The organism is Arthrobacter sp. KN11-1C, from assembly GCF_052180225.1.
GTDB lineage: Bacteria > Actinomycetota > Actinomycetes > Actinomycetales > Micrococcaceae > Arthrobacter.
Genome location: NZ_CP197467.1, coordinates 1,911,708 through 1,926,347, shown reverse-complemented (window position 1 = coordinate 1,926,347; position 14,640 = coordinate 1,911,708). Strand labels below are relative to the sequence as shown.

14 protein-coding genes are annotated in these 14,640 nt (G+C 66.4%); 8 read left to right on the top strand and 6 right to left on the bottom strand.

The annotated features are described in order from the left end of the window. Nucleotides 1-16 precede the first annotated feature (16 nt). The 3 genes from ACSBOX_RS09035 to hrpB form a co-directional block, all read right to left on the bottom strand. Nucleotides 17-2,194 (bottom strand): elongation factor G-like protein EF-G2, encoded by a 2,178-nt coding sequence (locus tag ACSBOX_RS09035; protein WP_442545694.1) that lies wholly within the window; start codon nucleotides 2,192-2,194, stop codon nucleotides 17-19. Between the two features lie 113 nt (nucleotides 2,195-2,307). Continuing rightward, the gene (locus tag ACSBOX_RS09030; protein ID WP_442545693.1) at nucleotides 2,308-3,060 is read right to left on the bottom strand and encodes a M50 family metallopeptidase; all 753 of its coding nucleotides are present in this window, start codon (nucleotides 3,058-3,060) and stop codon (nucleotides 2,308-2,310) included. A 68-nt stretch (nucleotides 3,061-3,128) separates the two neighbouring features. Beyond that, entirely contained in the window at nucleotides 3,129-5,846 is a 2,718-nt protein-coding gene (gene hrpB, locus ACSBOX_RS09025) for an ATP-dependent helicase HrpB (RefSeq protein WP_442545692.1), read from the bottom strand. Nucleotides 5,847-5,929: 83 nt separating this feature from the next. Between hrpB and ACSBOX_RS09020 the strand changes: the two genes are divergently transcribed. The 4 genes from ACSBOX_RS09020 (at nucleotide 5,930) to ACSBOX_RS09005 (ending at nucleotide 8,434) form a co-directional block, all read left to right on the top strand. Continuing rightward, the gene (locus ACSBOX_RS09020; protein WP_442545691.1) at nucleotides 5,930-6,115 is read left to right on the top strand and encodes a hypothetical protein; all 186 of its coding nucleotides are present in this window, start codon (nucleotides 5,930-5,932) and stop codon (nucleotides 6,113-6,115) included. 208 nt (nucleotides 6,116-6,323) lie between these two features. Beyond that, nucleotides 6,324-7,151 carry a slipin family protein gene (locus tag ACSBOX_RS09015; protein ID WP_241707801.1) on the top strand — a complete coding sequence of 276 codons (828 nt, stop codon included), beginning with the start codon at nucleotides 6,324-6,326 and terminating at the stop codon, nucleotides 7,149-7,151. 96 nt (nucleotides 7,152-7,247) lie between these two features. Further along, nucleotides 7,248-7,679: a hypothetical protein gene (locus tag ACSBOX_RS09010; RefSeq protein WP_442545690.1), complete on the top strand. Its 432-nt coding sequence runs from the start codon at nucleotides 7,248-7,250 to the stop codon at nucleotides 7,677-7,679. A 152-nt stretch (nucleotides 7,680-7,831) separates the two neighbouring features. Further along, nucleotides 7,832-8,434: a DUF305 domain-containing protein gene (locus ACSBOX_RS09005; protein WP_442545689.1), complete on the top strand. Its 603-nt coding sequence runs from the start codon at nucleotides 7,832-7,834 to the stop codon at nucleotides 8,432-8,434. A gap of 115 nt (nucleotides 8,435-8,549) precedes the next feature. Here ACSBOX_RS09005 and ACSBOX_RS09000 read toward each other — a convergent pair whose 3' ends face one another. Beyond that, nucleotides 8,550-8,792, bottom strand: coding sequence for a hypothetical protein (locus ACSBOX_RS09000; protein WP_442545688.1), 243 nt, complete (start codon nucleotides 8,790-8,792; stop codon nucleotides 8,550-8,552). Between the two features lie 234 nt (nucleotides 8,793-9,026). Here ACSBOX_RS09000 and ACSBOX_RS08995 point away from each other — a divergent pair, with 234 nt between their 5' ends. From ACSBOX_RS08995 to ACSBOX_RS08985, 3 genes are all read left to right on the top strand, one after another. Continuing rightward, entirely contained in the window at nucleotides 9,027-10,589 is a 1,563-nt protein-coding gene (locus tag ACSBOX_RS08995) for a CehA/McbA family metallohydrolase (RefSeq protein ID WP_442545687.1), read from the top strand. Between the two features lie 125 nt (nucleotides 10,590-10,714). After that, nucleotides 10,715-11,758 carry an NAD(P)-dependent alcohol dehydrogenase gene (locus ACSBOX_RS08990; protein WP_442545686.1) on the top strand — a complete coding sequence of 348 codons (1,044 nt, stop codon included), beginning with the start codon at nucleotides 10,715-10,717 and terminating at the stop codon, nucleotides 11,756-11,758. Between the two features lie 200 nt (nucleotides 11,759-11,958). After that, complete coding sequence (locus ACSBOX_RS08985) at nucleotides 11,959-12,555, top strand: TMEM175 family protein (protein ID WP_442545685.1); 597 nt, start codon at nucleotides 11,959-11,961, stop codon at nucleotides 12,553-12,555. Nucleotides 12,556-12,562: 7 nt separating this feature from the next. Here ACSBOX_RS08985 and ACSBOX_RS08980 read toward each other — a convergent pair whose 3' ends face one another. After that, nucleotides 12,563-13,321, bottom strand: a complete 759-nt coding sequence (locus tag ACSBOX_RS08980; RefSeq protein ID WP_442545684.1) for a DeoR/GlpR family DNA-binding transcription regulator — start codon at nucleotides 13,319-13,321, stop codon at nucleotides 12,563-12,565. A 46-nt stretch (nucleotides 13,322-13,367) separates the two neighbouring features. Here ACSBOX_RS08980 and ACSBOX_RS08975 point away from each other — a divergent pair, with 46 nt between their 5' ends. Continuing rightward, entirely contained in the window at nucleotides 13,368-14,060 is a 693-nt protein-coding gene (locus ACSBOX_RS08975) for an NUDIX domain-containing protein (RefSeq protein ID WP_442545683.1), read from the top strand. A gap of 31 nt (nucleotides 14,061-14,091) precedes the next feature. Here ACSBOX_RS08975 and ACSBOX_RS08970 read toward each other — a convergent pair whose 3' ends face one another. Beyond that, entirely contained in the window at nucleotides 14,092-14,610 is a 519-nt protein-coding gene (locus ACSBOX_RS08970) for a GNAT family N-acetyltransferase (protein ID WP_442545682.1), read from the bottom strand. Nucleotides 14,611-14,640 lie beyond the last annotated feature (30 nt).

Sequence of the window (14,640 nt, the reverse complement as noted above, 5' to 3'; positions counted from 1 at the left end):
AAGGAGACTCTGAGCCTCAGGCTTTCGCCGCGGCAACGGCTATGCCCGGCGGCAGCGGCTCGTGCCGCAAGTACTCCCTGCGGAAGCGGCCGCTGCCCGCCGTCAGCCCCCGCAGCACGATCGCGTACCGCAGCAACTCCTGTTCCGGAACTTCGGCGCTGATCTCGGTGCTTTCCCCGCCGACGGAGGTTGTCCCGGTGACGCGCCCGCGGCGGGAGGACAAATCGCTCATGACCGCACCTACGTGATCGTCGGCCACAAGGACCGTCACGGCCGAAATCGGTTCAAGGAGTTGAATGCTGCCCGCCGCGGCGGCCTCCCGCAAGGCCAACGCACCGGCCGCCTGGAACGCCGCGTCCGACGAATCGACGCTGTGGGTCTTGCCGCCTACCAGGATCACCCTGATATCGACCACCGGGAAACCGGCCCGCACTCCCTTGTTCATCTGCGCCCGGACGCCTTTCTCGACCGAGACGACATACGTGCCGGGGATGACCCCACCGACAATCCTGTCGACGAATTCAAAACCCGCCCCGCGTTCAAGCGGCTCCACTTCGATATCGCAAATCGCGTACTGCCCGTGGCCGCCGGATTGCTTGACATAGCGCCCATGGCCGGCGGCCTGGGCTGCGAAGGTTTCCCGGAGGGGCGTGATGACGTCCACGGTCTGCAGCTTCACCCCTTGCTCCCGCAAGCGGTCGAGGACTGCCTCCGAGTGCGCCTCACCCATGCACCACAAGACCAACTGATGCGTCTCGGAGTTGCGCTCCACCCTCAGGGTCGGATCTCCCGCGGCTACCTTGGCCAGGCTCTTGGACAGCGCGTCCTCGTCGCCGTGCGACGCCGCTTCGATTGCCACAGGCATCAGCGGCTCGGGCATGTCCCACGTTTCCACGAGCAAGGGAGCCTCGCGGGCGGACACCGTATCTCCCGTCTCGGCGCTCGCCACCTTCGCCAGCGCGCAGATGTCCCCGGCCACGGCGAACTGTACCGGACGAAGGCTGGACCCCAACGGAGAGTAAAGGTGGGTGATCCGCTCGTCGCTGTCGTGGTCGGGGTGGCCGCGCTCGGCCAGCCCGTGCCCGCCGACGTGCACGGCGGAGTCCTCGCGAAGCGTCCCCGAGAAGAGCCGGACAAGGCATACCCTCCCCAGGAACGGGTCAACGGTAGTCCGCACCACTTCGCCAAGGAGCGGACCATCCGGATCGCACGTCAGGGGTGCGACCGGCGTCCCGCCCAAGTCGGTGACCGTCGGGAGGTTTCGCTCCGTCGGTGACGGGAACGCCCGGGTCAGCACTTCCAGCAGTTCGGCCGTGCCGACTCCGGTCACCGAAGAGCTTGCCAGCACCGGAAAGAACGTGCCCCGGACGATCGCGGTCTCCAAATCGTCCACGAGGGTATCGATGGGGACCTCCTCGCCTCCGAGGTACCGGTCCATCAAGCTCTCGTCCTCGCTCTCGGAAATGATGCCCTCGATGAGTTCCCCGCGGACACCCTCCGCGCCGGCCAGTTCTTCCGCCGTCGCGGGACGTACCGCGGGCCGCGGCTCCCCAGGGGTGTACTCCGACACCGTGCCCGAAAGCAGCCCGAGCACTCCCGAAACAGCATCGGCGTCGCGGACGGGCACATAGAGGGGAAGCACGGAATCGCCGAAGGCAGCCCGGCATTCGGCCAGGACAGCATCGTAGTTCGCCCGTGGATGGTCAAGCCGGCTGATCACGACCGCCCGGGGCATGCCGACGCGCTCGCATTCTCCCCAGAGAGTGGTGGTTCCGACGTCGACGCCGTCCACGGCCGACACCACGAACAACGCCGCGTCTGCGGCGCGCAGCCCCGCGCGCAACTCTCCCATGAAATCCGCGTAGCCAGGGGTGTCGAGAAGGTTCACTTTGACGTCGTCGAAGACGAGGGGCGCTGCGGAGAGCCCGATGGACCGTTGTTGATGGATGGCCGTCGCTTCCGAATCGCTCACCGTGGTGCCGTCGACGATCGAACCCATGCGGGTTACGACGCCGGCAGCGTAGAGAAGTGACTCGAGCAGCATCGTCTTTCCCGCGCCTGAGCGGCCAATCAGCACGACGTTGCGGATATTCTCCGGCCGGTCGGCCGGCGCCGAGGAAGGGTCCGCGCGTCGAAGATCGGGGTTGGTCCGGTTCGACCCCTTCGTCGCACTGCCTGGGCCTTTCACCGACATGAGCACCTCCTGGAGTAGAAGCCGGATCCCCCGCGTCCTTTGCTAACCGATTCCACACCCTGGACCGGCGCACGGCAAGAGCAATCGACCCAGTCCGTGCCGAAACCGCAGGCTTAGGAGAGCATGCCCCACACCACGCGAACGGAAATGGCCGCGCTCGCCGCAATGACAACGGCGAAACCACCCAGCCACAACAAGGACGGCACCCCCGTGGAACGGGCCAGGATGTAGGCATCGGAGGACGCGAGCCGATCCCGGCGGCGGGTATGTACGGCAGCCACCTTGAACCAGTCCCGCACGGCCCCCACCTCGAGCGCTATGCCGAGGCCCAGCACCACATGGCTGACCGTCGAGGCAGTAGCGAACATGACAAGCAGCTGGGCAATCGCGGCACTGAGGAGCGCGACGAAGATTCCGGTGAAGTTCCGCAGAAAGATCAGCGCGAGCAGGAGCACAAGGGCTCCGATGGACATGGCAGCCCCCGATCGTCCTGCCGACACAGACCAGATGAGGGCCACGCCCACCACCGCGGGACTCGGATATCCCCAGAAACCGGACCAGGCCGCGCCGAACTTGCCGCGCCCGCTGCTCAGGAGCTGGCCCGAGTGGTCCAGCCCGATCCGAAGCCCGTGGACAACCCGCCCCGTCATGAGGGCGGCGAACGCGTGGCCCAGTTCATGCACGAAGGTCACGTAGAGGCCGAACCACCGCCATGTGGCGCGCGGGATACTCAGTACAACGGCCGCAGTTAGGATACCCAGGACAACCGGGGCTGCCAGGTTCGGGACCTCTAGGGTGGTGAATCCCCGCAGGACGGCCTGCCACCAGTCGTTGGCCAGGTCAGCGGGTCGCAATTCCATGTTCATCACCGTGGCATCCTAAAGAAAAAGCCTGTGAGTGCCTCCCAGAGGGCTGGAACCGTCGCCAACCGGGGTCACATCTTCCGCTTGGTCCTGGCCGTGGCTGGCGCGGTCCATGGGTCTTCGGGCCAAGGATGCTTCGGATAGCGGCCGCGCATTTCCGCACGGACCTGGGCATACGGGCCGGACCAAAAGGAAGCCAGGTCATCTGTCACGGCGAGCGGTCGCCTCGCCGGGGAAAGCAGATGGAACAGCACCGGCACGCGTCCGCCTGCCAAACGCGGAGTCTCTGCCCAACCGAAGCACTCCTGCAGCTTCACCGCCACCACCGGCCGGCCGCCGTCGTCGGCCGCGTCCGGATAGTCGATCCGCACCCGCGAACCGCTTGGCACCTCAAGCCATTCCGGTGCCAGCTCGCCGAGCCGGGCCGCCTCAGGCCACGGCACAAGCCGCCGCAACGGCTCGCCCAGGTCAATCCCCCTCGTGGCAGCGCCTCCTGCGAGCGCTTCGAGTTCAGGCGCGAGCCACTCCTCCAGCCGGGCAAGCAACGCCGGCTCGGAGACGTCCGGCCAAGGATCACCCAGTTCCCTGTGCAGAAAAGCCAATCGCCGGCGCAAGGCATCGGCGGCCGGCGACCATCCAATGGTCCCCAGACCCTCTTTCGCCAGGGCGCGGGCGACGGCAACGCGCCCGTCGTCGATCGTCGGGCGCACCGGCGTGGACGAAAGCAGGATCGCTCCCAGCCGCCGTTCCCGCTTGGCGGTGACACGGCCCTGTGTGAAATCGGCTTCCACCGTGTCGCTCTTCAGGTGGCTGGCGGCAGCTTCGGCCGCATCCGCGGCCAAGGGGGCTGCGGATCGGATGACGGCGCCGGTGCCGGCCGCATCCCGTCCCTCCGCACGGGACACTTCGGCCACGGCGAGCCAATCGTGGCCGGCGAGCGGACTGCCTGCCGGAAGCCCGGCACGTGTCCCGGACGTCAGCAAGTAGCGTTCGGGGCCGGTGCCTGGAACGCGGCGCGCCACGCGATCCGGGAACGCGAGCGCGACGACGAAGCCGAGTGCTTCCCCAGGGCTCGCCGGTACTGTCCGGGAAGGCCCGACGCCGGACCATTCCTGGCGTGCGATCGCCTCCATGCGGCGGACGTCCTCCGCCCAACGCCTGGCGGCCGGGTCCTTGCCCGTCCGGAGCGTGGCAAGGAGGCGCGTCAGGTCAGCCCAGGGAGCCCGCTGATCCCCCGCCACGAGGGCGACGGCCTGGGCAGCCGCCCGGTGCCCGACCGCGGCGGCACCATCCAGCAGCGCGCGGGCCAGCCGTGGATCGGCGGGGATCCTGGCCAAGGTCTTTCCCACGTCCGTCGCCAGTCCGTCAGGGTCAATCGCACCGAGCTCCCGCAGTACCTCGATGGCATCATCCATGGCACCTTGGGGCGGCGCGTCTGGAAGTGCCAGCCCCCGGCCGCCCGGCGATCCCCAACAGGCCAGGACGAGAGCGGCGCCCGTCAGGTCGGCTGCCGCGATTTCCGGGGTCGGGTGGGCCGGGGCGGCACCGTACGCCTTTTGCTCGTAACAGCGGACCACCCGTCCGGGCCCTTGGCGTGCCGCGCGTCCGGCGCGCTGCTCGGCGGAGGCCCGGGAGGAGGAGACAGTGACGAGGCCCGACATCCCGCGGTTGGCGTCGCGCCGCAGCTCGCGGGACAGTCCAGAATCGATGACCAGCCGGACCCCCGGAACCGTCAGCGAGGACTCGGCCAGGGCAGTCGAGACGACGATCCGGGGAGGTCCGCCGGGCTCCCGGCCGGAAACCGCCCGGTCTTGTTCCGCCGGGCTCGCCTGTCCGTTCAGCTCCAAAACCTCCACTCCTGGCACATTCGAAGGCATGCGGGCGCGCAATCGGGAAGCGACGTACGAGACCTCCCACGCCCCCGGGACGAACACGAGTGCGTCGATATCCGGATCACCCGCGAACGCGTCCGCGTGCGACGCCGCGGCTGTGTCCGCCACATGGTCAAGGAAGGCGCGGGCCACGCCGCGCCCGTCCAGCCGCGGCACCGCCGCCGGCGCCCAGTCCACCGTCAAGGGATGCAGCGCGGAGGGACAGTCGACGACGGGTACCGGCTGGCCGCCGTCGGGCCTTCCGTTCGAGCCCCCTCCGGCGCCGACGCCACCGATCAGCGCGGCGAACCGTGGTGCGTCCAAGGTCGCGGACATCGCGACGAGGCTGAGGTCGTCCCGCAGCTCACGGACCTCGATGAGCATTCCGAGCAAAAGGTCCGTCTCCAGGCCGCGTTCGTGGACTTCGTCCAGGATCACGGCCCCGGCCGTCTCAAGGCCGGGATCGGCGAGCAGGCGGCGCAGGAGGATTCCGGGTGTGACGAACTCGATGATGGTCCCGGGGCCCGCCTGGCTTTCTCCACGCACTGTGTATCCGACGCGATCGCCGAGCCCGCTGCCGTCGAGGGCGGCGAGTCGCCGCGCCGCTGAACGCGCTGCCACCCGTCGCGGTTGGGTCACCACCACCCGGGGGCGTTCTCTCCCCGTGACGGCGCCGCCCGCGATGTCCGCAAGCAGGATATTGGCAAGCAAGGGCGGTACGAGGGTCGTCTTGCCGGTCCCCGGGGGCGCTTGCACGACGGCGGCTCCCGCCGTTCCTCCCGCACCGAGGGCTTCTGCGAGGTCCCCCAGCGATTCTCCGAACACCAGTCCCGCACCGATCCTGTCGAGGTCGAAAGGGCGGTAGGCGAGCGCGGCGTTCCGGGGAACGAGTGGGGATTTCACCCCTCCATTGTGCATAGATGCGGATCGGACCCTAAAAGGTGGACTCCTTGCCGAATCGGGAGGACGATTAAAAGGCAGTTGCTAGAAGGAGGTCTGTGATGTGCTACGGCTACAACAAGGATTTCCGGCGGGACACCAGGAAAGATGCCTCAAAGGAACCCGAGGAACGCCCTGAGCCCAAGGTGGACGCGAAGGACTTCATGTTCTGGGCCTTCCCACGCCGCCACCGTGAGTTCACGAACGATCCGGAGCCGGTTATCGACCGGACCCGCGAAAGGGTCTGAACCACCGCATTGAAAGGAATGTCCCGTGCGGGGCATTCCTTTCGTGTGTGGCCCTACAACTCCGCGAATCCAAGGTATTTACTGGAGATACAACGTGAGCGGTTCGCCCGCCCCGCTGCGGAAAGTGGGCTCCCTTTTCCCTCCACTGCCACCGAAGGATCTCCGCCATGAACGCATCAGCACTAAGCGACGAAGCCGGTGTGCGGCCATGACAGCGGACGCCATCACCTGGCTGATTGTCTTGATTGTCCTGCTGGTCATCTGGTTCGCGATGGCCGTCCACATTGTCACGCAGTATGAGCGTGGCGTCCTGTTGAGGCTGGGGAGGGTCCAGGGACTTCGGACCCCCGGGCTGGTGGTCATCATCCCGTTCGTGGACCGGCTGAGGAAAGTTTCCCTGCGGATCGTCACCATGCCTATCCAGTCCCAGGGCATCATCACGCGGGACAACGTCAGCCTGGATATTTCCGCCGTCGCCTATTTCCGGGTGGTGGACGCCATCAAGTCCGTCCTGGCGATCGAAAACGTCTACGCCGCCATCGACCAGATCGCACAAACCACGCTGCGCAAAGTAGTCGGCCAGCACACGCTCGACGAAACGCTCGCGGAAACAGACGTCATCAACGCCAACATCCGCCAGATCCTGGATGGACTGACCTTGGAATGGGGCGTCGAAGTGACGCTCGTGGAACTCAAGGACATCCAGCTGCCGGAGAGCATGAAGCGCGCCATGGCCCGCCAGGCCGAGGCCGAGCGTGAGAAGCGTGCCAAGATCATCGCCGCCGAAGGCGAGTCCCTGGCCGCAGCTGCACTGGGCATGGCCTCTGACACCATGATGGCCCACCCTTTGGCCTTGCAGTTGCGCAACCTGCAATCCATGGTGGAGATCGGCGTTGACAAGAACACCACCGTCGTTTTCCCCGCGCCTTTGATGAGCACCATCGGCGAGCTCGGAGCATTCCTCGCCCGCGAAGCCGCCGCTGCGAAAGCCGCTCAGCCCCCGAGGACCATGACGGGACGGACCATGGCCGGGTGAGGCTGGCAGCAGGATGAAACTGAACGCGGCCTCTACTCGTTTAACCCGACGTAAAGCCCGAAAACAGAGCGCGCAAGCTGCGGAAGGAGGAAGACCATGACCGACCCCCTACGGGGCCGCGCCACCGCCTTCCTCCGACGTATCGGCCTGTTGGCAGGACTGTTTGCAATCATCGCTGGAATTGTCGGGATGCATGTCATGGCGGGTGGCCACAGCATGCACGCCACCCCCGCCATGGGCCATTCCCCCGTCGCGAGCGCGGCCGCCGTCGTGGGCCAACCGCATGCAGATCAGCACGAGGCTTCCTCTCAGGCGCCGTCGTGCACATGCCCGGGCAGCTGCACCGGGTTGTCGGCCCTCCACGCCGTCTGCGTCCCTGCGCCGGGCCATAACCCCCTGACGGCACCCTTGCCGGGTGTCCCGCCCTATGCCAGTGCGGGCACGTCCACGGCCGGTGCCCTGGTCTCCGGCTATTCGCATCGCCCGGGTAGTCCTTCCCCGGGCGATCTCTGCATCAGCCGCACGTAGAATCCACACCCGCACCGGGCGTCCCGGTCCGCTGCACAAGATTCCTCCCTGACGCGCCGCCCACACGGTGGGTTTGCCGTGCGCGTCCCACGCAGCCGCACCTCCGCAGGCTGATGATTGAAGGACCCCAAAACATGAGAAAAAACCTTGCCATGACCACCTTTACCGTTGCCACGGCAATCGCGCTTGCCGGCTGCTCGGCTGGAACCAGCGGCAGCAGCATGCCGGGAATGAACCACGGAAGCACCTCCGCATCCCCTGCCGGTTCAGCTGCGTCTGGTTCGACCACTGCCGCGGCAACAGGCCACAACGCGGCGGACGCGGAGTTTGCCCGGATGATGATCCCCCATCATGCCCAGGCCGTCCAGATGAGCGACGTTGTGCTCGCCAAGAACGGCATCCCTACCCAAGTGACTGCGCTCGCCGGCAGGATCAAGGCAGCCCAGGGACCGGAGATCGAGAAGATGACGGGCTGGCTCAAGGACTGGAACGAGCCAGCGGAGATGTCGGGCGGCCACACCATGGACGGAATGGTGGACACCGAGGACATGACGAAACTCGAGGCGGCCCAGGGCAGGGAAGCAGCCAGGCTGTTCCTGACCCACATGATCGCCCACCACCAAGGGGCCGTGGCCATGGCGCAGAAGGAAGGCGCTGACGGCAAGAACGCGGATGCCCTCAAACTCGGCAAGGACATCGTGACGGCCCAGGAGGCCGAGATCAAGGAAATGCAGGGACTGCTGGGCACGCTGTAGATGCGCACCTAGCGAAAGGCACACCTAGCGAAAGGCGCATCCAGCCCAAAGCGCTGGCCCACCCGGTTTTCAGGGCGGGCCGGCGTCGGCGCCCCGGGTTATGGCTGACCCGTCCTTAGGCCAGCACGTCTACGGAGGTTCCTTCCGCGGCGAGCACGGCCTCCGCTACATCTTCCCTGAGGTGGTAGTCCCGGGCGTCCACCGGATACAACGAACCACTGACCACGTAGTAGCCGCGGCCTTCGCCCGGTCCGCCGGCCGCGGCATCGATCGCGGCGACCATCCCCGGTTCCAAGGGCTTTTCTTTGCCTGCATCGCGCAATCGCGCAAGGTCTTCGGCTTGAAGGCGACTGATCAAACCCGGAATATCGCACATCTGAAAACACCGTCCTGTTCGGTCCATGGGAAAGGTTTGCGCCGTCGCCCCAGCCCTTGGTGCATGCCAAGAACAGTAAGCCCGGGCATTGCTCGTGGCAAGGGTCCGATGAGGACGTGTCCACTGTATGGACTCGGTTTGCTGGCGATTCCGGTTTCATGCTGCGTTCTTGGTTCCGTTGCCTACTGTTCAGTAACGCTCGGCAACATCGAGGGAGTGACTTCACCATGCAAAGCCCATTCGGGCGACAATGTCTCCTTTTCCGCTACCCGCCGCGGCTTCCTCGCCGCCGCATTGACCGGCGCGGCGTTGACCCTGGCCCCGGTTTCGTTCGCGGCAGCCGCCACCGGCACCAGCAAGAGCAAGACGATCACCGGGCATCTGGAACCCGGCGCCGCAGATTTCGTCTATTTGCCGATCGAGGTCCCCGCCGGCGTCAACAAGATCAGCGTTTCATACACCTACAGCAAGCCCCAGGTGGCCTCCGGACTCCTCGGGAACGCCTGCGACATCGGAATCTTCGATGAGAAGGGCACCGATCTCGCCGGGAAGGGTTTCCGCGGCTGGTCCGGCGGTTTCCGCACCGAATTCAGCATCAGCGCCGGCGACACGACGCCGGGCTACCTGCCCGGACCGATCGGAAAGGGCACGTGGAACGTCGTCCTCGGCCCGTACCAGGTAGCCGAGCAAGGCCTCGACTACACCGTCAATATCACCCTTGACTATGGACCCGACGTCGCTCCGTTCAAGCCCCAGTACCCGCCGCAGCAGATTGCCGGCCGTGGTGCGGCCTGGTACCGCGGCGATGCACACCTGCACACTGTCTACTCCGACGGAAAGCGCACCCCCGAGGAGGTCGCGGCCGGCGCCCGCGCCGCGCGCCTCGACTTCATGATCTCCACGGACCACAACACCCCGGCATCGCACGGTGTCTGGGGGCCGCTCGCCGGCAACGATCTGCTCATCCTCACGGGCGAGGAAGTCACCACACGGAACGGCCACTACCTCGCGCTCGGCCTGGAGCCCGGCGAATGGATCGACTGGCGCTACCGGGCCCGCGACAAGGGATTCGAGCAGGAAGCCCAGCGGATCCACTCCTCGGGCGGGATTGTTGTTCCGGCCCACCCGTACTGCCCGTATGTCGCCTGCCGCTGGAAGTTCGGTTACGACGACGCCGATGCCGTTGAGGTCTGGACGGGCCCATGGACCATTGACGACGAGTCTTCCGTCAACACCTGGGACTCAATGCTGGCCCACTCCGTGCGCACTGGGGGCCGCTGGCTCCCCGCGATGGGCAACAGCGACGCCCACAGCGTCCCGCAGGTCATCGGACTCCCGCACAACGTGGTCAACGCCGCGGCACTGTCGCGCGATGCCCTGCTGGACGGCATCCGCAACGGGCGGAACTGGATCGCAGAGTCCGCCGACGTCTCAGTGGATTTCCAGGTCACGTCCGGCGGCAAGAGCGCGACCGTGGGCGAACGGCTCAACGTCGCGGCAGATGCCCGCGTCACGGTGACGACGAAAATCGCCGGGGTGCCGAACGGCGTCGTGCGCTTCATCACGGATGAGGGACAGACCCAGCAGGTCACGCTTCCGGCGTCCGGCCAGGGAACGAGCACGTGGGTCACCACCCCGCAACTCGCGGCCTACGTGCGCGTGGAGGTCCGGCATCCCAAGCTCGACGGAACCTCCGGCAGCGGCACGGAGATGGGAACTGCCATCCCGCTCGGCCCCATGGCGGCGTTGACGAACCCGATCTTCCTGGGTGCCAGCTAGTCCTCACCGCATCCGATTCACTTGAGGGAGTCCCTGCCAGTACCCCTACCATCAGGGACTCCCTCAGCTTGGAATTCTCCTGTTTGATGGAGAGTGCCAATCCTCCGTCCACCAACAGGAGAATAATGCTGACCGTCAATGCTTACGCCGCCCCTTCCGCGAGCGAAGCCCTCGTCCCCACCACCATCGAGCGCCGGGACGTCGGCCCCCACGACGTGCTGATCGAGATCAAGTACGCAGGCATCTGCCATTCAGACATCCACACGGTCCGCGGCGACTGGGGACCGCAATCGTACCCGCTCGCCCCCGGCCACGAAATCGCCGGAATTGTCACTGAAATCGGCTCCGAGGTCACCCGCCACACGGTCGGCGACCGCGTCGGCGTCGGCTGCATGGTCAACTCCTGCCGCGAATGCGTGAACTGCCGCAAGGGCGAAGAGCAGTACTGCTTGAACGGCATGACCGGGACCTACGGCGCCGTCGACCGCGACGGGACCATCACCCAGGGCGGCTACTCCACCCACGTCGTCGTGACCGAGGACTTCGTGGTGCGCATCCCCGAAGGCATAGCGCTCGACGCCGCGGCTCCCCTGCTGTGCGCAGGCATCACCACCTATTCGCCGCTTCGGCACTGGGGTGCAGGCCCGGGCAAGAAGGTCGGCGTCGTCGGTCTCGGCGGCCTGGGCCACATGGCCGTCAAGCTCGCGCATGCGATGGGCGCCGAGGTCACGGTATTGTCCCAATCGCTGAAGAAAATGGAAGACGGCCTGCGCCTGGGCGCCGACCAGTACTTCGCCACGAGCGAGCCGGCCACCTTCGAAAAACTGGCACGGACCTTCGACCTGATCATCAACACCGTCAGCGCTCCGATCGACATCAGCTCCTACCTCCAGTTGCTGGCGCTCGACGGCGCGCTGGTGAACGTGGGCGCACCGCCGGAGCCGCTGCCTGTCAACGCCTTCGCACTCATCGGGGGCCGGCGCTCGTTCGCCGGATCGGCAATCGGCGGCATCCGGGAGACGCAGGAAATGCTCGATTTCTGCGCCGAACATGGACTCGGCGCCGAGATCGAGGTCATCCCGGCCGAAAAGATCAACGACGCCTACGAGCGGGTCCTCGCCTCCGATGTGCGGTACCGCTTCGTCATTGACGCGGCCACACTGGGCTAGGCAGCCACACTGGGTTAGGCGGGGAGGGCCGGCGTCACGTCAGTGCGCAGGCCTGTCCCTCCCGAAAAGTCCCTGCGGGGCACCTGCACCTCGGCACCGGCCGGGCGCTTGTGCCGCGCGGGGACTTTCGCCGCCCGGCGTCATCTCTTGGCCGCGGGAGTCCGCACCGGCGATGATGTCCCCATGAAGGCAGCAATGCGATGAACAAGAACCGGCTCGAGGCATTCAGTGACGGCGTCCTCGCCATTGTCATCACCATCATGGTGCTTGAGCTGCGGGTGCCCACGGAACCGAGCTGGCATGCCTTGCTGAGCGTCTTTCCCACGTTCCTCAGTTACTTGCTCAGCTTCGTCTACGTGGGGATCTACTGGAATAACCACCACCACATGATCCATCTGGCGGATCGGGTCAACGGCCGGATACTGTGGGCGAACCTGCACCTGTTGTTCTGGATCTCCCTCTTCCCGTTCAGCACACGCTGGATGGATGACTCGGGCTTCGCCGAGGTGCCTGTGCTGGCTTACGGGTTCAACCTGCTGTGCGCCGCCATTGCCTACTTCGTCCTGCAGCAGTCGTTGATCCGGCACCAGGGGCGGCAGGGTGCGCTCGCCCAGGCGATTGGCCGGGACTGGAAGGGGAAGACGTCGCCGCTCATCTACCTCTCCGGCCTTGGCCTGTGCCTTCTCCATCCTTTGCTCGCCGTCGCTGCGTACACCGTCGTGGCGTTGATCTGGCTGATTCCGGACCGCCGCGTGGAGCACTTTGTCATCCGGGCACACGAGGAGCGGGCGGAGTAGCGGATGGTCAGCCGGCGCCAACGAGTGCGACGCCAAGGTCCGAGAGTTCCCTCATGGTCGGATCGTTCGCCGGCGCATCCGTGATGATGCCGGCGACGCGGGCGAAAGGCAGTACCGAATAGCGTGAAGCTGCGCCGATCTTCTCAGTGCTCGCGAGGACGTAAGTATCTGCCGCGCGGGCTGCCAGGGCGCGTTTCATGGCGGCTTCGTCGGCGTCGGCGGTGGTCAGTCCGTGGACGGGGTGGACTCCGGTGACACCGAGGAAGAACAGCTCCGCGGAAATGCCCTGGGTGGCCTCGACGGCCGCAGCCCCGCACGTCACGGCAGAGTGTTTGAACAAGCGGCCCCCGAGGAGGAACACCTCGACGAGCGGGTGCTCGACAAGCGCCGAAGCGATGGTCGGACTGTGGGTGATCACTGTGCAGTCGAGCTCCGCCGGCAGCGCGTGGACCACCGCGATGGTGCTGGTGCCGCCGTCGAGGATCACGGCGGAACCCGCCTGGATGAGGGAAGCCGCCCGGGCAGCTATGCGGCCCTTGCTTTCCGGCTCAACCGTAACGCGGGCGGCGTAGTCGGCGATGGCCGGAGAAACCGGCAGGGCACCGCCGTACACACGTTGACAGAGCCCCGCCGCGGCAAGCTCGCGCAGATCGCGGCGCACGCTGTCTTCGGACAGGCCAAGTTCGTGGGCGACGTCTTTGGCGATCACCTTGCCATCGGCGGCAAGGCGCGAGAGCAGAAATTGGTGCCGTTCCGCAGAAAGCATGCGCGATCCTTCCTAATGTTGCACGTTTGTGCACTATTCTAGCGGAATGACTCCGAGAATCGATGCCCCTCCCGCGACGTTGCGTCCTGGAATTGACGTACCTGACCAACGCGGCCGCACCGGCCTTGACCACGTTGGCCGCGGCCTCGACCGCAATCCCGCCGTGGCGGTCCGCGACGTCGAGGTGACCTCGGACGGTTGGCACGTGCTGCGTCGCACCACCTTCGACTACCGCCGCAGGGACGGCCGATGGGTCACGCAGCAGCGCGAAAGCTACGATCGCGGGAACGGCGCGACGATTCTGTTGTACGACGCCGGCCGGGGCACGGTGCTGCTCACCCGGCAGTTCCGCTTCCCGGCCTACGTCAACGATCATCCGGACGGGATGCTGATCGAGACGGCCGCCGGACTGCTGGACGACGACGATCCCGAAACGGCCATCCGTCGCGAGGCCAGCGAGGAGCTCGGCGTCGACGTCGGAACGCTGCGGCACGTCTTCGACGCTTACATGAGTCCCGGATCGGTCACCGAAAGGCTGCACTTCTACGTCGCGCCCTACACCCCGGCGGACCAGACAGGCCCCGGCGGCGGAGTAGCCGCAGAGGGCGAAGACATCGAAATCATCGAGATTGCCTTCACCGAGGCCCTCGCCATGATCGACGACGGCCGCATCGTGGACGGAAAGACGATCATGCTCCTCCAGTGGGCGGCCCTCAACAGCCTCTGCCACGTGGCATGAGTCGAGGCGGCGCGCCCCTCAAACCGCGCCGTCAGACCCGGCGCGAGCGGCGCTCGAGCAGGAGCGTGTCCCGCCATTGGCCGGCAAGCGGCCCTGCACTCATGCGCGCGATGCGTTCGCGGCGGCCAACAATGGTGAATCCATTCGCCTGGTGAAGGCGGATGCTGGCCTGGTTCTCGGGGAAAATGCTCGACTGGATGGTCCAGATGCCCTGCTCTTCGGTGGACGCAGCCAGCGCTTTCAGCAGCAGGCCTCCGACACCTCGTCCGCGGGCAGAACCGGCGACGTAGACGGAGTGTTCGACGACTCCGGCATAGGCCGGTCGCGAGGACACAGCGGAAACGGCCGTCCATCCCAGTACGTGCCCGGAGGCCGCGGCGACGAAACGGTGGTCCGGAATGCGGCTCGCGTTGAATTGCTCCCATTCGGGAACTGCCGCCTCGAAGGTTGCTTGCCCGGTCTCGATACCCTCGGTGAAAATCGCACGGACTTCGGGCCAATCCCCGGGACGCATGGGCCGGATCAGGACGGCTCCGGCTTCGCTGAACATTCACCCATTATGCCCGCGGATTGGCGAGCC